The following is a 16184-nucleotide window of genomic DNA, read 5'->3' as shown; positions in this document are numbered from 1 at the left end:
AGCGGCGATCGGGGCCCGCAACCTGTTCGCCCCCTCAGGAGAGGCCGCCATGATGCCCAACACAGTCGAAGCCCGCACCCCAGCCAAAGTGGGCCGCCCCGCCCCCATCGCCCAGCTCAAGCTGGTGCGTGACATCCACGCTCCCGCCCCGATGGACCCGGCGCTGCAAAGCCAATGCGCCAATTGCGTGATGCACTGGGCGTGCCTGACCAACGCCGTACCGACGGCACAGCGCATGCAACTGGACCGCATGGTCCACACCTGGCGCAAGGTCGGCAAGGGCGAGACGCTGTTCCGCGCCGGAGACACCTTCCACGCCCTTTACGCCGTGCGCTCCGGCTCGTTCAAGACGGTGGTATCGCACCCCAACGGTTCGAGCCATGTCACGGGCTTTCAGTTGTCGGGGGAAACCCTTGGCCTGGATGGCATTGCCGCTGACAAGCACACCTGCGACGCCATCGCCCTGGAAGACAGCACCGTCTGCTCCATGCCGTTCCATTGCGTGGAAGACCTCTGCCAGGACATCCGCCCGCTGCAACACCGCCTGCACCAGTTGATGGCCGAAGAGATCGTGCGTGAGTCCGGCCTGATGCTGTTGCTGGCCGGACTGACCGCCGAGGCGCGCGTAGCGACCTTCCTGCTGAACCTGTCGTCGCGCATGCAAGCACGTGGCTACTCGCCATCGAGCTTCACGCTGCGCATGACGCGCGACGAGATCGGCAGCTACCTCGGCATGCAGCTGGAAACCGTCAGCCGCGCGCTGTCACGCTTCCAGCGCGAAGGCTGGATCACCGTGGAAGGCAAGCGGATCGCCCTGCTGGATGCTGCTGCGCTCAGCGCGCTGTAACTGTGTAACCAATCGGCCGATCGCGCCTGCGCAACTCGCGTTCAACCGCCGAGCTGCAGATGGTCGATGACCTCCGTCACGCCGGGCGCGGACCATGCCGCGCCCATGGCGGCGCGCCGCTCCGAAGCAGAATCCACGCGCCCGCTCAGCGTGACGGTACCGCCTTGCACCGACACCTGGATGTGGCTGGCTTCGCGCTCGGCATGCCGCCGTAGCGCAGCGCCAATCTGCTCCGACACATCCGCCGGCACCAGCCGCGCTTTGATCTTCAGCCGGTTGATGAGCCCGCCGACGCCCCGCAGCGTCCCCACTGCGCGCGCGGCCATTTCACTCTGGTAGGGCCAGTCGACCTCGCCTGACAGGGTCACCCAGCCGTGTTCCACCAGCACTTCGATGCGGTCGGATGGCACACTCGCATGCCACTCCAGGGCGGATCGGGCAGCCTGCGCGACATCCTCGTCTGCGTGCGTGCCCGGCAGCCGCACTTCGATCTTCTGCACCACGCCGCGCACGCCGGCCACACGTTCTGCGGCATGCTCAGCAGCCAGCTTCTCGGTGTAGCTGTGCACGTGGCCAGTCAGGGTGACGACCCCGTGGTCGACCTCCACGCCAATGGAGGCTGCATCCACCGCTGGCTCCCAGACCAGTTCGTCGCTGACATCCTGTTTGATGCCCAGGTCGCTTTTCATGGTGGTCTCCTTGGCCTGATGATTCGCTTGGTTGCGTTCACGCGTCTCAGGCCCAGTGACGCTCGCGCGCCGATTGGCAAGCGAGACAGCGCAACGCGGTGGGCTGCGCTTGCAGCCGGGCAAACGGGATGCGCTCGCCGCAATCTGTACACACGCCGTACTGGTGCATGCGCATCCGCTCGCGGGCCGCATCGATTTCGACCAGCTCGTGCCGGTAGTGTGTCTGCATGATGTCGCCCGCCAGTTCGCTGGTTTCGCGCGCGGCCAGGTCAACGTTCTGGAATGGCTCCTCCGCCATCGGTGGCGGTGCACTGGACATGGCGCCGGCCAGCTGGCGCCGCACGCGCGCTTCGTGTTCATCCAGCAACGCGTTGAGCCGCTGCCGTTGCGCGTCGGTCAAGTGGGTCATGCCCCTCTCCTTGTCATGCGGGTCCGCTGTCATATGCCGCTTCATGCCTCGGAGGGCGACAGCCACACTGGACGCCGCTTCACCTGCCCCCACTGGCCGGCCACCCTGACCTGTTCGACAAAGCCGGCCACCTCTTCATGTGATAGTCCGGTCAGCACATCGCGCTGGCACAGCGCAAGCACCGGCGAGGGAATCATCGCGGTGATCTGCGCGATCTCTTCCACGGCTCGGAACGCGCCACGCGCCGCCATTACGCAAACCACCGACAGGTGCCCCGGCAGCGGTGTCTGGTCTTTCAGGAAATCGCGCATGGGTGCAGCAAGATGGCCCATCCAGATCGGCGCCAGCACCACAATCTGGTCGAACGACCCCAGGTCAGGCCCTTCATAGCGGTAAGGCGCGCGCTTGCCCAACAGGGTTTCGATCACGCATCGCACGTCGCCCAGAAAGCCGGCGCGTGGGCGCGCGTCCGTCACTTCGGTCAGTTGCCAGCCGCTTTGCGCGGCCATCAGTTCGGCCACCAGGCGAGCCGTGCCGGTGCGCGAGTAATAGACGATCAGTGTTCTGCTCATGACGAACTCCCAGGCAAGCGATTCGAGCACGCAATTCGGGACACGCGATAGACGCGGTCAGGCCTTCACCCACAGATGGTCGATGACGGCTCGCACGCCGGGCGCATCCCACGCAGCCTCGCGCGCGGCGCGGCACTCGTTGAGGTTGCGCAGCGCTCCGGTGAGCGTGACCGTGCCGCCCGCCACCGACACATGCACCCGCGCTGCATCCAGTACGGCCTGACGCTCCAGCGCCTTCGTGATGCGGGCGGTCAGATCGGTGGGGCCCACCGTGCCACGCAAGGTGAGCGCGTTGGCGACGGACCGAACGCCACGCACTCGGCGCACGGTGTCCAGTGCGGCACGACGCTGAAAATCGTGGTCGACCTCACCGCGCAAGGTCACCGCGCCGTCGTCCACCGTCACGGCCACGGCGCCTTCGGGCACGGAGGCGTTCCAGTGCAGCGCAGTACAGATGGCCTGGGCAATCTCTTCGTCAGGGCGACGCATGTCGGGCGGCACGCGTACGTCCACGTGCACGACCAACGCCGTCACGCCTGCCACGCGTCGAGCGGCGTCCTCAGCAGCGGCCTTATCGGCAAACGTATCGACATTGCCGGTCAGCGTGACCACACCGTCCTTGACGCGCACGGCAAAGCGATCGTCCTGTACAGCCGGATCCCATTCCAGTTCTTCTTCTACATCGTGCTTGAGTGCGATGTCGCCTTTCATGGTGCGCTCCTTCGATTCAAACACGCGCTCCGTACCACCTCGGTGCAACCTAGTGCGACAGCAGCACCGGCACCGTCATCGTGGCCAGCAAGGTACGCGTGACCCCGCCCAGCACCAGCTCGCGCAGGCGGCTGTGTCCATAGGCGCCCATGACGATCAGATCGGCATTGCAGTCGGCCGCGCGCGAGAGCAGCATCTCGCCGATCGCTACATCCGACTCCACACAGCGCACTTCTTCGACGGTCGCATCAATGCCGTGCACCTTGAGCGCGCGGGCCACTTGGCCCACCGTGGTGTCTTCGGCCCAGTGTTGCGGGCGCTCACCCAGCATCTGCAACACGCGCACGCTGGCACCCTGCATCAACGGCAGCGCATCGTGCAGCGCGCGCGCCGATTCGCGCCCGCCGCTCCAAGCCACCAGCAGCCGCTGAGCCACTTGCGTAAACCGACCGGCATAGGGCACCACCAGCACAGGCCGGCCAGATTCGAGAATCAAGGTTTCGACAAAATCGGCAGCGACAAAGCCGGCCGGGTCGTCCGGGTTTCGCTGCCCGACGATCAGCAGATCGGCCTCGCGCGCCTCGCGCAGCACCAATGCAAGCGGGTCCCCCTCGACAGCGCGCCATTCCGCGTATTCACCCAACGCTGCCGTGGCGTCACGAAAGTTCGCGTGCACGACGTCCCGCACACGGTCACGGCGGTGGCGGTCTTCCTCCAGGTATCGCGCTGCGCCTTCCATCATGTAGAACCAACTGGGGCTCGGCGTAAAGCTGGCGTACACGCCGATCAGCCGGGCGCGGTGCGCGCGGGCGTATTGCATGGCAAGGTGCAAGCGGTGCACTGCGGCTTCGCTGGCATCCAGATGCACCATCACGCTGGCATAGGTCATGTCCACTCCTTCAGGCAATCACGACGTTGGAGAGCGGCTGGGTTGCCTCGTGCTCGCTTTGCGCCTCAACGGCACGCACCAGCAGCACCGGCAACCGGCTCTGCCGCACCACGGCCTCGGCCACGCTGCCCAGCAGCATCCGCCGAAACCCGCGCCGGCCGTGGGTGCCGAGCACGATGGCCTTGGCATCCACATCGTGCGCGGCCTGTTCAATGGCGTAACCCATGTCGAAGGTGCCGATGGGGTCGTCCACCACCATCGTCTTGACGCGCACCCCAGCCTTTTCGGCTTTGGCGCGGCCGGTGGCAACAATCTGCTTGCCTTGGTCGAGCAGCGCTTCCGTAAAACCGCGCACGTCGATATAGCCGACGTCGTATTTGAGGTAGCTGTTGTCAATGACGTGAGCGATGACCAGTTCTGCATCCAGCTTGTGCGCAAGCTCGATGGCTTGGTCGAGGGCGCGATCGGCGGTTTCGCTGCCGTCCAGCGCCACCAGGATCCTGTCGTACATGGTGAGCCTCCCTATCAAACGGGCCGCATGCAGGGTTCGGCATGCAGGCCTCGGTTTGTCTGCTTCCATGTTGGATCAACTGCGCGGTGGCCCCTTGATTTACATCAGCGTTTGCCCCGGCGCCGGGGCGTGATGCTCGCTTGATCTGCCTCAAGGGGCAGGATGCGACGCCCGCTAGACTCGTCCGCCTGATTGCCGCGACGCCCGCCCCAGGAGAAGCCGCGTCGCAGGGGCCTCACACCTTGTGCGGGATCAACACCCGATAGCGCCCCGTCCTTATAGTGAAAACGAATGTGCAACGGAGTCCAGCATGAGGGTTGACGAAATTTGCTCGCGTCGCATCGTCCACGTTTCGGCGTCGACGACGCTGCAGACGGCCGCCCGGATGATGCGGGACCAGAGTCTGCGTGCGCTGTTCGTGACCGAGCAAGGGGCCACCGGCACGCGCGTGGCGGGCATCGTCACCGACCGCGACATGGTGGTGCACGGTATCGCCGACCACGACGACTGTTCGCGCGCCACGGTGGCCCAGGCCATGACGCGCGGCGTGCTGACCATCCAGGGCCATGCTGTGATCAGCGAGGCGCTGCGCACGATGATGGGCCACGGCCTGCATCGGCTGGCGGTGATCGACGCGCAGCAACGGCTGATCGGCATGCTCACGCTGGATGACGCCATCCGGGCGATGGGCAGCGAATGGACGCTGCTCGCTGGCGTCCTGGGCCGCGACCGCTGCGCGGAACCCGCTTCAAGCACACCGTCGCATCTGACGGTCTAGCGCGTCTTCTTTCTCACAACGAGGAGCACATCATGCTGCCCAATGTTGGAACCCCCGATCGCGTGGTCCGCATCCTGATCGGCATCGCCATGATTCTGCTGGCTGCGTTCGGCAAGGTGCCGGCGTGGGTTGGCTGGCTCGGCCTAGTGCCGCTGGTGACGGGCGTGATACGCATCTGCCCGCTCTATTGGGTGCTAGGCATCGGCCGGGATTGATCACGCCGAAACCAGAAAGCCGGCCCAACCCAGGGCCACCATGGTCAGCAGGCCGATGGCAACACGGCCCGCAAAGACCTTGCCGCCGCTGAGTGCCACCACCAGCTTGGTCAGCGTATTGACCATCAGGGCCAGCATGATCAGCAGGCTTGCCTGCGGGTGCGCGAGGATGCCATTGGTCGTCTGCGCGGCAATAGAGGCCGTGGCGGCATGCACGTCCGCCAGGGCACCCAACAGGGTTACGGCAGCCACCGCCGCCGATCCGAACCACATCCTTGCCAAGGCCGTCACCAGCAAGAGTGCGGCGGTCCATCCGCCAAAGCCGATGGCGATGCGCCAGTCAATCGACGAGGTTGAGCTGTCTTCCGCTGCCTGAGGCGCGGTGCGATCGCGCAACACCCAGAAGGCAACCCACGCGCCAACGCCCACCCCTGCGGCCATCAATGGCAGCGCCAGCAGCTTGAGCAACGCAACATTGACCGCTGCGACAAGCAAGGCCATCTGGACCAGCGTGGCAACGTTGGACATCAAGGCAGCGGCAACCGCACCTTCTACAGAAGCCTGCTGCGCCCGCGCTCGCCCGCCCATGGTCGCGATGGTCGCCACACTGGAAGCAAACCCGCTGAACAGCCCGGCCAACGGCAACCCGATGCGGCTGCCAAGCCACCGCGCCGCCAAGTGGCCCGCGTTGCCCGTCACCATGACGAGCAGCACCACCAGCCACAGCGTGTGCGGGTTCCACACCTGCAACGGCCCCATGGGGCGATCGGGAATGGCGGGCCACACCAGCAGCGCGGCCACGGCCAGCGTCAGCAGGTCAGCCAGTTCACGCTGGGTGATGACGGTGCGGGCAAACCGATGCAAGGCAGCCTTGGCATACAACAGCACCAGCAATACGGTGCCCAGTCCTGCCGCCATATCTGGGGCGACCACCGCATAGGCCCCCAGCAAGGTGGTGGCCACCAGCGCCACTTCGGTGGTCACACCTGGGTCTTGCTGCGCGGAATGGTGATAGCTCAGCGCAGCCAACACCGTCACCGCCAGTAGCACCATCGGCAAGGCAAGCGGAATCGGCAGGCTGGCGGCAATCGCACCCGCCAGGCCAGCAATGGCAAACGTCCGCATGCCGGCGGTCAGTTCCGCCGTACCGGGGTGACTGCGCTCGCGCTCCAGGCCGATCGCCAACCCCAACCCCAGCGCAACAGAGAACGACAGTAACGAAGACATCGCATACGTGCCCGCGACCATTCGAATATTCAGTATGCGCGCCGGCCGCCCCTGCCGTTTGACGCAGCGCAGTTGCCTGCCGGCCCCAAGCCACGGCCGGGCGCCACTCGACCATACTCAACACATGAGCCTCTGCCGGAGACATCCATGCCTGAATCCATGCAAGCCATGGTCCTGCAGCATGCGGGCGCGCCGTTGGCACAGCGCACCGTTCCCAAGCCGGTGCCGGGGCCGGGTGAAGTCCGGATCGCCGTGTCGGTTTGCGGTGTCTGCCGGACAGATCTGCACATCGTCGATGGCGAACTCGCACACCCCAAAGCCGCGCTGATCCCCGGCCATGAAGTCGTCGGCACGGTGGAGTCCTGCGGCCCAGGCGTAACCGCTCCCGCGCCGGGAGAACGCGTGGGTGTACCGTGGCTCGGCTGGACATGCGGCACCTGCCCCTTCTGCCTGCATGGGCAGGAAAACCTGTGCGACCGCCCTGGCTTTACCGGCTACACGCGCGATGGCGGCTATGCCGAATACGTGGTCTGCGATGCGCGCTACTGCCTGCCGATCCCTGAGCGTTATGACGACGCCCATGCGGCCCCACTACTGTGCGCAGGGTTGATCGGATTCCGCACCTTGCGCATGGCCGGGGATGCACGCCGCATCGGCATCTACGGCTTTGGCGCCGCCGCACACTTGATCACGCAGATCGCTGTTGCCGAGCAACGCCAAGTCTTCGCGTTCACACGTGCCAACGACACCGTGGCCCAACGGCTTGCCATGGAGACCGGCGCGTGCTGGGCCGGCGCCAGCGACGAGACCCCGCCTGAACCCCTGGATGCCGCGTTGATCTTCGCTCCCGTTGGCGCGCTGGTACCGCAGGCGCTGGGGGCCGTTACCAAGGGCGGTGTAGTGGTCTGCGGCGGCATCCACATGAGCGACATCCCGGCGTTCCCATACCGGTTGTTGTGGGAAGAACGCAAGCTCATGTCTGTGGCCAACCTGACCCGCGCGGATGGTCTCGCGCTGATGCGCGTAGCGGCCGATGTGCCTTTGCAGGTGCACGTCACACCGTATCCGCTGCACGAAGCCAATGCCGCGCTCGACGACCTGCGCGCAGGCCGCGTAGCGGGCGCCGCCGTGCTGCACGTGGCATGCCAAGACGGTTGATGTGCATCAATGGGCGCGCCACCGCCGCGCCTACGCTGGAGACATGCGGCATGTGTCCGCACACCCTCTGGAGGCCGCCATGTACCAACGTATCCTGCTCGCCATTGACGGCAGCCATGCCTCGCGACTGGCGCTGCATCAGGCGATTGTCGTGGGCAAGGCCACCGGCGCGGAAGTCGAGGCGCTGTTCGTGGCCGACACCTCGGATGCAGCCATCGACATGGTCGGCTTCGACGCGATTACCTATGCAGAACGCGTCACGGCCTATGGGCGCGACACCTTGTCCGACGCCGCTGCAAAACTCGAGGCCGCCGGCATCAAGCACTCCACCAAGCTGCTCGAACACGCCGTTGCCGCAGGACAGATTTCCGCCACCATCGTGAGCGAGGCCAACGAAACCGGCGCCGACCTCATCGTGCTCGGCACGCATGGCCGACGCGGGCTCAAACACCTCTTGATGGGAAGCGTGGCTGAAGGCGTTGTCCGCAAAACCAACAAGCCGGTGCTGATGGTGCGCAGCGAGGTGGAGGAGTAAGCGGCGGTCAGCGGCAAACTGCGGCTTCTCAGCCTGGCTCGCCCTGGGGATGGCGCGACGCGTATCGCGCAATCTCGTCCGTCACCGCTTGTCGCAAGTCTTGCAAAGAGATCGGCGCGCGCATCAGCACGCTATTGTTGTTGTCCGACGATACGCACAGCCGGATATGGCGCACCGCGTCATCGCCACCGTATTGGACATGCAGGATGCGCGTCGTGGTCGACGGATGCCACATGACGTGCCCGAGAAAGTAGGTGCGGGTTTGGCCTCGCTCAACCGGGTCGATGACCAGATCAAAATGCGTCACCAGGAACTGGTGCAGTGTGTCTTTCGCAATGTCCTGCATGGAATGGCCAGATGCGCCAGCGGCGGAAAGGGCGAAATATAGCGCAGGCTCGCGCGCTCACAAACCCGCGAGTGCATGACACAGCAGTAGCGCCGCCAACACCAGCATCGTCACGCCAATCAACCCGTCCAGCACCTGCCACGCTCTTGGCCGCGCAAACCAGGGCGCAAGCCAACGCGCACCAAAGCCCAGCGAAGCAAACCAGAACAGGCTGGCCGAACTCGCCCCCGCCACAAACCACCCGCGCAGTGCTGCCGCCTGCTGGGCGCCGATGCTGCCCACCAGCAGCACGGTATCCAGATAGACGTGCGGGTTGAACAGCGTGAAGGCCGCCGCCTGCGCCAGCGCAGCCACCCGGCTCAGGCCGTCGCCACCTTGAGAAGCACGCAACTGGCTGGATTGCCGCGCGCGCTGCAGCGCCCGCCATCCATACATCAACAGGAATGCCGCGCCAGCCAGCGCCAACGCACGCGCAAGCCCAGGCCGGTCACCCAGCGCCTGTGCCATGCCGAGGACGCCTGCGCCGATCAGCAGCGCATCGGCCAAGGCACAAAACAACACCACGCTGCCAACGTGCTCGCGGCGCAAACCCTGGCGTAGCACGAACGCATTCTGCGCACCGATGGCCACGATCAGCCCGAGGCTCAGCGTCAGGCCCTGAAGAAAGACGGGAAACATGTGTGGAAGCGAGTAGATGGAGGTCGTCATGCGCACAGCTTGCCCGCCCCACAAGATGAAGACAAACTATCCTTTCTTTACTTGATTAAGAAAAACTTACGCCATGCTGGACTACGCCGCCCTTTCTGCACTGGCTGCCGTCGTGCGCGAAGGCAGCTTTGAGCGTGCAGCGCGCGCTCTGCATGTCACGCCATCCGCCATTTCGCAACGCATCCGCCTGCTGGAAGAGCGCGTCGGCTGCGCCCTGGTGGTGCGTGACCAGCCCTGCCGCGCCACCGAGACCGGGCGCCGCCTGTGCCAGCACGTCGACCACGTACGGCTGCTCGAACAGGAATTGCAGACCACCCTTCCGACGCTCGCGCCGGAAGGTGTTGCGCGCGTCTCGCTGCCGATTGCCGTCAACGCCGACAGCCTGGCCACGTGGCTCGCGCCGGCCATTGCGCGTTTCGCCGCGGAACAACCGGTGCTGATGGAAGTGGCGGTGGATGACCAGGACCACACCACGGAGTGGCTGCGCAGTGGCGCGGTGCTGGCTGCCGTAACGGCCACGGCGCGGCCCGCCGCAGGCTGCAACAGCCGTCCGCTGGGGGCAATGCGCTATGTGGCAGCGGCCAGCCCGGCCTTCATGTCACGCCATTTCGCTGATGGCGTGGGTGCCGGCACGCTGGCACAGGCGCCCAGTCTGCTGTTCAACACCAAGGACGAACTGCAGGCCCGCTGGGCGCGGCGGCTGTGTCATCGGCATGTTTCACTGCCGCACCACACATTGCCGTCTCCACAGGGGTTCGTGACCGCTGCCCTCGCTGGCATGGGTTGGGGCCTGCATCCGCAAGCGCTGATCGCACCGTATCTCGAGGAGGGCTCGCTAGTGGAACTGGTGCCCGACACGCCACTGGATGTGCCTCTGCACTGGCAGCATGCACGTGCAGCCTCTGCGCTGTTGGATGGCCTGAGCCGCGAGGTGATGGCGGCCGCGCGCGTTGCCCTGCGCGCGCCTTGATGGCGTGGCGCGGGCTTAGAGCGCGTTCAGCGGAATCTTCAGGTACTGCACGCCGTTGGCCTCCGCCGGCGGCAGCGCACCCGCGCGGATGTTGACCTGAATGGACGGCAGCATCAGCGTAGGCATGCCCAGGGTGGCATCGCGCTGGGTGCGCATCTGCACGAACTCTGCCTCGGTCACGCCATCGCGCACATGGATGTTGGCGCGGCGCTGTTCGGCCACCGTTGTGTGGCTCATGGCCTCGCGGCCGTTGGGCGGATAGTCGTGGCACATGTAGAGCCGCATATCGGGCGGCAAGTCCAGCAGGCGGCGAATGGACTGGTACAGCGTGCCGGCATCGCCGCCGGGGAAGTCGCACCGCGCGGTGCCGACATCCGGCATGAACAGCGTATCGCCCACGAACACCGCATCGCCCACGCGATACGCCATGTCGGCCGGCGTATGGCCCGGCACGGCCAGCGCCTGCGCCTCGATCTCGCCAATGCGGAACACCTCATCCGGCGCGAACAGGTGATCAAACTGCGAGCCATCGAGCTGGAACGATGGCTCCAGGTTGAAGATCGGTTTGAACACCCCCTGCACCACGCGAATGCGCTCGCCAATGGCAATGCGCCCGCCAAAGCGCCCGCGCAGGTACGGCGCGGCAGACAGGTGATCGGCGTGCGCGTGCGTCTCCAGCAGCCACTCGACCTTCAAACCCTGCGCATCAATGAACGCCGCCACGCGATCCGCCGATTCGGTGCGCGTGCGGCCGGACTTCGGGTCGTAATCGAGCACCGAATCGATGACAGCACAAGGCGTACCGGGCCCAGCGTGGACCACGTACGTCATCGTGCAGGTGTCGGGGTCGAAAAAGGGTTCGATCTGAGTGTGCATGGAGGATTTCCGCAAACAATCTATATTTTTATAGAATATCGCCAGACATTGTGTTCTGCCAAGCGTGCAAATTGCGCCTCCCGCCCTGATGACTGATCCGACCCCCGCCCCCACCGAAGTGACCCCACTGCCCGAAGCGGCCATCTCCATGCTGCGCGCCTCTGCCTCGCAGGCGTGCGCCGTGCTCAAGGCCATGGCCCACGAAGACCGCCTGCTGCTGCTTTGCCAGCTCACCCAGGGCGAACGTAACGTGGGCGAGCTGGAAGCCCTGGTCGGCCTGCACCAGCCGAGCCTGTCGCAACACCTTGGCGTGCTGCGCGACGAGGGCCTCGTCGCTACCCGCCGCGAAGGCAAGTACATCTACTACCGCCTCGCCAGTTTCGAGGTCATCCAGATCATGCAAACGCTCTCTGACCTGTACTGCGGCAAGGTCATGAAGAGCGTCCAGTAACCGGAGCACCCAACGTGTCTCCACTGGAAGCAGGCTGGATCATCAGCGCGGGGCTGGGCTCGGTGGTGGGGCTCATCCTGGCGCTGACGGGCGCAGGCGGTGCCATCGTGGCGGTACCGCTGCTAATTTTTGGGTTGCATCTGACGGTGTCGCAAGCCGCGCCGATTGCGCTGTTGGCGGTAGGCCTCTCGGCCGGGCTGGGCGCCGTGCTCGGCCTGCGCGAGGGCCGCGTCCGCTACAAGGCGGCAGGACTGATGGCGCTGTGCGGCGTAGCGGTTTCGCCGCTCGGCATCTGGGTGGCGCATCGCGTGCCGAACACGCCGCTGACGGTGCTGTTTGCCGTGGTGCTCGGCTATGTGGCGGTGCGGATGTTCCGTCAGGCGCGCGGCGTGTCTGCCGATGCGGAATCGTCGCAACGCGCATCGGCGCCCTGTCATCTCGACACCACCACCGCCAAACTCATCTGGACGCTGCCATGCGCACGCGCCCTGGCCGCATCGGGCGTGGGCGCGGGTTTTCTGTCGGGGCTATTGGGCGTGGGCGGCGGCTTTGTGATCGTGCCGGCGTTGCGCCGCGCAACCGATCTGCCCATGCAAACCATCGTGGCCACGTCGCTGGCGGTGATTGCGCTGGTGTCGACCGGTGGCGTGGCCGCCTCGGCCATCAGCGGGCATGTCGACTGGCAGATTGCACTGCCATTTGCAGCGGGTGCGCTCGCCGGCATGCTGCTCGGCCGCAGCTTTGCGCGACATCTGGCGGGCCCGGCACTTCAGCAAGGCTTCGCTGCATTTGCGGGCGTGGTGGCGCTCGGATTGATCGCCAGAACGTTCATTTGACCGCCGTGTGGCAGAAGCGGTACAATCGCCGGCTTCGGAGCGTAGCGCAGCCTGGTAGCGCAACTGGTTTGGGACCAGTGGGTCGGGAGTTCGAATCTCTCCGCTCCGACCACATTCAGCAGCAAACAAAACGGCTTACGTGAGAACGTAGGCCGTTTTGCTTTGTGCGGCCCTGGGCGGGGCCTGCGCGACAGGTAGTGTCATCTATCAGTGCTATAACGGCAGCATTGACGCACCGCTCGACACATCCTCCATGAACCTCATCCTCTGGCGCCACGCCGAAGCCGAAGACATTGCCGCGCCGCTGCGCATTCAGCGCAACACCGACCTCCAACGGGAACTAACCAAGCGCGGCGAGAAGCAAGCCGAAAAGATGGCCGCGTGGCTGCGTCCTCGCCTGCCCGAGGGCACACGTGTCATCGCCAGCCCTGCCGTACGCACACAACAGACCGCACGCGCCCTCACCGAGCATTTCCACACGCTGCCGGAAATCGCTCCTGGTGCGGATGTCAGCGAGATCCTCGCCGCCATCGATTGGCCGTCGAACACGAACCTGCTGCTCGTTGGGCACCAGCCGTGGATCGGCCGCCTCGCCAGCCTGCTGATTGCGGGCACCGAAATGGACTGGAGTGTGAAGAAAGCGGGCGTCTGGTGGCTGTGCCGCCGAGTGCGCGAGGGCGAAGCCCAAACTGTACTGCGCGCGGTGGTCAACCCAGACCTTGTGTGACACATCCGCGTTGTCACGCTAACGACACGCAAAATTCATGCAACAGTCACGTTTGACACGCTTTTGTCGCTGATCTGTCATGTGGCGTCTCTAGAATCGCCCCCGAAAGCCAACCATGGCCACCCTTGGGGGATACACGAATGCGAGACCTGCCGACGCCCACCCAGCCGTTGATCGACGCACTGCCGAGCCTGAATCTTGGCCAGGCCAACGCACGGAGGGGTCTTCCTCGCCAATCCGACGCTGTTCCAACGCGTGACAAACCTGTTCTGGCCGTTTCGTGGGCGCGCCACCAGGATGAAGTGACCGAAGCGCAGCGCCTGCGCTACAAGGTCTTTGCCGAAGAAATGGGCGCCCGCCTGGCTTCGGCCCATGCCGAGCTGGACGTCGACATGTTCGACGCCGTGTGCGATCACCTGATCGTGCGCGACCAGAAGACGCTGCGTGTGGTCGGTACCTATCGCGTGCTGCGCCCGGACGCCGCCAAGCAGATCGGCTGCCTGTACTCCGAATCCGAATTCGACCTCGTGCGCCTGGCGCACCTGCGCCCGAAAATGGTCGAGCTGGGCCGCTCGTGCGTGCACCGCGACTACCGCTCGGGCAGCGTCATCATGGCGCTGTGGGCTGGTCTGGGCGAATACATGCAACGCTATGGCTTTGAATCGATGCTGGGCTGCGCCAGCGTGTCGATGGGCGATGGCGGCCACTTTGCCGCGAGCCTGTATCGCAGCTTCGTCGATGACGGCTCGCTGGCGCCGATCGAATACCACGCCTTCCCGCGTGTGCCGTTGCCGGTGGATGAGCTGAACCAGAGTCTCGAAGTCGAGCCACCCGCGCTGGTCAAGGGCTACCTGCGTCTTGGCGCACAGATCTGTGGCGCGCCGGCCTGGGACCCGGACTTCAACGTCGCCGACTTCCTCACGCTGCTGCGCCTGTCGGACATCAACCCGCGCTACGCCCGTCACTTCTTGCGCGCCTGATGTAACGGCGCACGCAACGCGATAGCACCAAAGCAAACGGCCCGGATCACACCGGGCCGTTTTGTTTTGGAGCGCCGTAACGACAATCCGCTTACACGTACACCACCTTGTAGCGGCGGCCAATGCGTTGCCACTCGTCGGCCTCTTTCGTGAGACTGTACTCCACCAGCGGGTTCTGCTCGATCCAGCTCTTGGGCAGCTCCACTTCGAAGCCACCTTCGTTGAGCTCGCCCTCGCTATGGCGTACACGCAGCTCGGGCAACTGGATCGCACCACGCCGACGGCACAGCACAAACGCCAGGCGCAGGCTGAACAGCATCCGCCAATCCAGGAACTTACCGCCGCCCGAAAGCTTGCCCAGCTTGCCGGCATGCCCCAGGAGCAGCGTGGCCAAGCGCGCCTGATCCGTCTTGGAAAAGCCAGGCATATCCGCATGGCTGGCGATATAAGCGGAATGCTTGTGGTACCCGCCGTGCGAGATGCTCATGCCGATCTCATGCAGATTCGCCGCCCAGCCCAGCAACGCGAGGTTGTCCTCACGGCGCTCATCGGGCGGATCAGGAAACTGCGACAGCAGCGACGTTGCCGCATCGCGCACGCGGTGCGCCTGCGCGCGATCCACGTTGTAGCGACGCATGAACTGCTCGATCGTCACCGTGCGCATGTCTTCGTGGTGCGTACGGCCGAGCAGGTCATAGAGCACGCCCAGGCGCAGCGCGCCGTCGGTCACGTCCATGCGGTCGATGTCGAGTTCGGCAAACACGCCCAGCATGATCGACAGCCCGCCCGGCAGCACCGGTATGCGATCCGCCTTCAGGCCAGCCAGCTTCAGCCGATTGGTGTTCTCCACCTTGACGAGTGCGCGCTTGAGGCGCTCCAGCCCCTCCCGCGTGATGACGCCGTGGCCGCTTCCCTTGTCGTTGAAACCGTTGAGCTCGATCAGCTCCGCCAGCGCGCGCGCCGTGCCCGACGAGCCCACCGCCTGGTTCCAGCCCGCCGTACGGTACTGCTGCACCAGCACCTGGATCTCGCGACGCGCGGCAAGCTCTGCCTGCTTCATCGCGTAATCGTCCACGTTGCCATTCGGGAAGAAATGGCGACTGTGCGACACGCAGCCGATGTAGAGCGATTCCATCAGCTTGGGCTTGTACCCGTTGCCGATGATGAATTCGGTCGAGCCGCCACCGATGTCGACCACCAACCGGTTGCCCTGGCATGCAGGCGCATCGTGCGAGGCGCCGAGGTAGATCAGACGCGCTTCTTCGCGGCCGGCAATGACTTCAATGGGAAAGCCAAGCGCGGCTTCCGCCTCGATCAAGAATTCCTGCGCGTTCTTGGCCACGCGCAGCGTGTTGGTGGCCACCGCGCGCACATGCTCGGGGGCAAAGTCGCGCAGGCGGTCACCGAAGCGGCGTAGCGCGTCCACGCCGCGGCGGCGCGCGGGTTGGTCCAGGTATTTGTCTTGCGTCAACCCTGCGGCCAGGCGCACAGGCTCACGCAACGCATCGACCTGGAAGATCTGGCTGCTGCTGGCGCCATTGGCGGTGATGGTTTCGTCGACGCGGCCGACCATCAGGCGAAAGCTGTTGGAACCCATGTCGACAGCGGCCAGCAGACGGGGGGTGGGACTCATGAATGGAAACGAGAACGGGTAAAAGCGGAATGGGGGCGCGGGCTATTGTCGTTCGAAACAATGCGCAACAAAATATGTCTCTATTGTGTCCCGAACATGACAATTTCAATGTGTCA

21 protein-coding genes and 1 tRNA gene are annotated in these 16184 nt (G+C 65.1%); 11 read left to right on the top strand and 11 right to left on the bottom strand.

Features of this window, described 5'->3' with window-relative positions; genetic code table 11:
* Positions 1–49: 49 nt before the first annotated feature.
* Entirely contained in the window at positions 50–847 is a 798-nt protein-coding gene (locus AB0305_RS09405; protein WP_366172524.1) for a helix-turn-helix domain-containing protein, read from the top strand.
* Positions 848–888: 41 nt separating this feature from the next.
* Here the strand turns inward: AB0305_RS09405 and AB0305_RS09400 are convergent, their stop codons facing one another.
* The 6 genes from AB0305_RS09400 to AB0305_RS09375 are packed head-to-tail and all read right to left on the bottom strand — an operon-like array spanning position 889 to position 4628.
* Positions 889–1536 carry a BON domain-containing protein gene (locus AB0305_RS09400; RefSeq protein WP_366172522.1) on the bottom strand — a complete coding sequence of 216 codons (648 nt, stop codon included), beginning with the start codon at positions 1534–1536 and terminating at the stop codon, positions 889–891.
* Positions 1537–1582: 46 nt separating this feature from the next.
* Positions 1583–1945 (bottom strand): TraR/DksA family transcriptional regulator, encoded by a 363-nt coding sequence (locus tag AB0305_RS09395; protein WP_366172520.1) that lies wholly within the window; start codon positions 1943–1945, stop codon positions 1583–1585.
* A gap of 41 nt (positions 1946–1986) precedes the next feature.
* Positions 1987–2517: a flavodoxin family protein gene (locus AB0305_RS09390; RefSeq protein WP_366172518.1), complete on the bottom strand. Its 531-nt coding sequence runs from the start codon at positions 2515–2517 to the stop codon at positions 1987–1989.
* Between the two features lie 57 nt (positions 2518–2574).
* The gene (locus AB0305_RS09385; protein ID WP_366172516.1) at positions 2575–3228 is read right to left on the bottom strand and encodes a BON domain-containing protein; all 654 of its coding nucleotides are present in this window, start codon (positions 3226–3228) and stop codon (positions 2575–2577) included.
* Positions 3229–3277: 49 nt separating this feature from the next.
* A complete protein-coding gene (locus tag AB0305_RS09380) occupies positions 3278–4117 on the bottom strand; it encodes a universal stress protein (protein WP_366172514.1) in 840 nt (279 codons plus the stop codon).
* Between the two features lie 10 nt (positions 4118–4127).
* Positions 4128–4628: a universal stress protein gene (locus AB0305_RS09375; protein ID WP_366172512.1), complete on the bottom strand. Its 501-nt coding sequence runs from the start codon at positions 4626–4628 to the stop codon at positions 4128–4130.
* A gap of 310 nt (positions 4629–4938) precedes the next feature.
* Between AB0305_RS09375 and AB0305_RS09370 the strand changes: the two genes are divergently transcribed.
* Positions 4939–5406 carry a CBS domain-containing protein gene (locus AB0305_RS09370; protein WP_366172510.1) on the top strand — a complete coding sequence of 156 codons (468 nt, stop codon included), beginning with the start codon at positions 4939–4941 and terminating at the stop codon, positions 5404–5406.
* A gap of 32 nt (positions 5407–5438) precedes the next feature.
* A complete protein-coding gene (locus AB0305_RS09365; RefSeq protein WP_366172508.1) occupies positions 5439–5621 on the top strand; it encodes a DUF2892 domain-containing protein in 183 nt (60 codons plus the stop codon).
* Here the strand turns inward: AB0305_RS09365 and AB0305_RS09360 are convergent, their stop codons facing one another.
* A complete protein-coding gene (locus AB0305_RS09360; RefSeq protein WP_366172506.1) occupies positions 5622–6869 on the bottom strand; it encodes an MgtC/SapB family protein in 1248 nt (415 codons plus the stop codon).
* Positions 6870–6995: 126 nt separating this feature from the next.
* On the opposite strand from AB0305_RS09360, the gene AB0305_RS09355 reads away from it, so the two are divergent.
* Positions 6996–8006: a zinc-dependent alcohol dehydrogenase family protein gene (locus AB0305_RS09355; protein WP_366172504.1), complete on the top strand. Its 1011-nt coding sequence runs from the start codon at positions 6996–6998 to the stop codon at positions 8004–8006.
* 79 nt (positions 8007–8085) lie between these two features.
* A complete protein-coding gene (locus AB0305_RS09350) occupies positions 8086–8541 on the top strand; it encodes a universal stress protein (RefSeq protein ID WP_366172502.1) in 456 nt (151 codons plus the stop codon).
* Between the two features lie 28 nt (positions 8542–8569).
* Here the strand turns inward: AB0305_RS09350 and AB0305_RS09345 are convergent, their stop codons facing one another.
* Positions 8570–8887: a hypothetical protein gene (locus tag AB0305_RS09345; RefSeq protein WP_366172500.1), complete on the bottom strand. Its 318-nt coding sequence runs from the start codon at positions 8885–8887 to the stop codon at positions 8570–8572.
* A gap of 57 nt (positions 8888–8944) precedes the next feature.
* On the bottom strand, positions 8945–9595 hold the full coding sequence (locus AB0305_RS09340; RefSeq protein WP_366172498.1) for a LysE/ArgO family amino acid transporter: 651 nt from the start codon (positions 9593–9595) through the stop codon (positions 8945–8947).
* Between the two features lie 73 nt (positions 9596–9668).
* Here AB0305_RS09340 and AB0305_RS09335 point away from each other — a divergent pair, with 73 nt between their 5' ends.
* Positions 9669–10565, top strand: coding sequence for a LysR family transcriptional regulator ArgP (locus tag AB0305_RS09335; protein WP_366172496.1), 897 nt, complete (start codon positions 9669–9671; stop codon positions 10563–10565).
* Positions 10566–10580: 15 nt separating this feature from the next.
* On the opposite strand, the gene AB0305_RS09330 is transcribed toward AB0305_RS09335, so the two are convergent.
* A complete protein-coding gene (locus AB0305_RS09330; protein WP_366172494.1) occupies positions 10581–11441 on the bottom strand; it encodes an MBL fold metallo-hydrolase in 861 nt (286 codons plus the stop codon).
* A gap of 88 nt (positions 11442–11529) precedes the next feature.
* Between AB0305_RS09330 and AB0305_RS09325 the strand changes: the two genes are divergently transcribed.
* From AB0305_RS09325 to AB0305_RS09305, 5 genes are all read left to right on the top strand, one after another.
* Positions 11530–11892, top strand: coding sequence for a metalloregulator ArsR/SmtB family transcription factor (locus tag AB0305_RS09325; protein ID WP_366172492.1), 363 nt, complete (start codon positions 11530–11532; stop codon positions 11890–11892).
* A gap of 14 nt (positions 11893–11906) precedes the next feature.
* On the top strand, positions 11907–12728 hold the full coding sequence (locus AB0305_RS09320; protein WP_366172490.1) for a sulfite exporter TauE/SafE family protein: 822 nt from the start codon (positions 11907–11909) through the stop codon (positions 12726–12728).
* Positions 12729–12763: 35 nt separating this feature from the next.
* Positions 12764–12840, top strand: a tRNA-Pro gene (locus tag AB0305_RS09315).
* A gap of 141 nt (positions 12841–12981) precedes the next feature.
* Positions 12982–13455: a phosphohistidine phosphatase SixA gene (sixA, locus tag AB0305_RS09310; protein WP_366172489.1), complete on the top strand. Its 474-nt coding sequence runs from the start codon at positions 12982–12984 to the stop codon at positions 13453–13455.
* Positions 13456–13595: 140 nt separating this feature from the next.
* Positions 13596–14435 (top strand): GNAT family N-acetyltransferase, encoded by an 840-nt coding sequence (locus AB0305_RS09305; protein WP_366172488.1) that lies wholly within the window; start codon positions 13596–13598, stop codon positions 14433–14435.
* A gap of 91 nt (positions 14436–14526) precedes the next feature.
* Here AB0305_RS09305 and ppx read toward each other — a convergent pair whose 3' ends face one another.
* Positions 14527–16068 (bottom strand): exopolyphosphatase, encoded by a 1542-nt coding sequence (ppx, locus tag AB0305_RS09300; protein ID WP_366172486.1) that lies wholly within the window; start codon positions 16066–16068, stop codon positions 14527–14529.
* Positions 16069–16184: the final 116 nt, after the last annotated feature.

The sequence above is a fragment of the Arthrobacter sp. NPDC080086 genome (assembly GCF_040702285.1).
This window is presented reverse-complemented; position numbering and strand designations above follow the sequence as displayed.

What these genes read in the sequence shown, in the direction of transcription:
- AB0305_RS09375 (WP_366172512.1), bottom strand. Translation starts at nt 4,628, where the DNA reads ATGTACGACAGGATCCTGGTGGCGCTGGACGGCAGCGAAACCGCCGAT.
- AB0305_RS09355 (WP_366172504.1), top strand. Translation starts at nt 6,996, where the DNA reads ATGCCTGAATCCATGCAAGCCATGGTCCTGCAGCATGCGGGCGCGCCG.
- AB0305_RS09345 (WP_366172500.1), bottom strand. Translation starts at nt 8,887, where the DNA reads ATGCAGGACATTGCGAAAGACACACTGCACCAGTTCCTGGTGACGCAT.
- AB0305_RS09370 (WP_366172510.1), top strand. Translation starts at nt 4,939, where the DNA reads ATGAGGGTTGACGAAATTTGCTCGCGTCGCATCGTCCACGTTTCGGCG.
- AB0305_RS09335 (WP_366172496.1), top strand. Translation starts at nt 9,669, where the DNA reads ATGCTGGACTACGCCGCCCTTTCTGCACTGGCTGCCGTCGTGCGCGAA.
- AB0305_RS09380 (WP_366172514.1), bottom strand. Translation starts at nt 4,117, where the DNA reads ATGACCTATGCCAGCGTGATGGTGCATCTGGATGCCAGCGAAGCCGCA.
- AB0305_RS09340 (WP_366172498.1), bottom strand. Translation starts at nt 9,595, where the DNA reads ATGACGACCTCCATCTACTCGCTTCCACACATGTTTCCCGTCTTTCTT.
- AB0305_RS09390 (WP_366172518.1), bottom strand. Translation starts at nt 2,517, where the DNA reads ATGAGCAGAACACTGATCGTCTATTACTCGCGCACCGGCACGGCTCGC.
- AB0305_RS09305 (WP_366172488.1), top strand. Translation starts at nt 13,596, where the DNA reads ATGCGAGACCTGCCGACGCCCACCCAGCCGTTGATCGACGCACTGCCG.
- AB0305_RS09400 (WP_366172522.1), bottom strand. Translation starts at nt 1,536, where the DNA reads ATGAAAAGCGACCTGGGCATCAAACAGGATGTCAGCGACGAACTGGTC.
- AB0305_RS09405 (WP_366172524.1), top strand. Translation starts at nt 50, where the DNA reads ATGATGCCCAACACAGTCGAAGCCCGCACCCCAGCCAAAGTGGGCCGC.
- sixA (WP_366172489.1), top strand. Translation starts at nt 12,982, where the DNA reads ATGAACCTCATCCTCTGGCGCCACGCCGAAGCCGAAGACATTGCCGCG.
- AB0305_RS09330 (WP_366172494.1), bottom strand. Translation starts at nt 11,441, where the DNA reads ATGCACACTCAGATCGAACCCTTTTTCGACCCCGACACCTGCACGATG.
- AB0305_RS09365 (WP_366172508.1), top strand. Translation starts at nt 5,439, where the DNA reads ATGCTGCCCAATGTTGGAACCCCCGATCGCGTGGTCCGCATCCTGATC.
- ppx (WP_366172486.1), bottom strand. Translation starts at nt 16,068, where the DNA reads ATGAGTCCCACCCCCCGTCTGCTGGCCGCTGTCGACATGGGTTCCAAC.
- AB0305_RS09350 (WP_366172502.1), top strand. Translation starts at nt 8,086, where the DNA reads ATGTACCAACGTATCCTGCTCGCCATTGACGGCAGCCATGCCTCGCGA.
- AB0305_RS09395 (WP_366172520.1), bottom strand. Translation starts at nt 1,945, where the DNA reads ATGACCCACTTGACCGACGCGCAACGGCAGCGGCTCAACGCGTTGCTG.
- AB0305_RS09360 (WP_366172506.1), bottom strand. Translation starts at nt 6,869, where the DNA reads ATGGTCGCGGGCACGTATGCGATGTCTTCGTTACTGTCGTTCTCTGTT.
- AB0305_RS09325 (WP_366172492.1), top strand. Translation starts at nt 11,530, where the DNA reads ATGACTGATCCGACCCCCGCCCCCACCGAAGTGACCCCACTGCCCGAA.
- AB0305_RS09385 (WP_366172516.1), bottom strand. Translation starts at nt 3,228, where the DNA reads ATGAAAGGCGACATCGCACTCAAGCACGATGTAGAAGAAGAACTGGAA.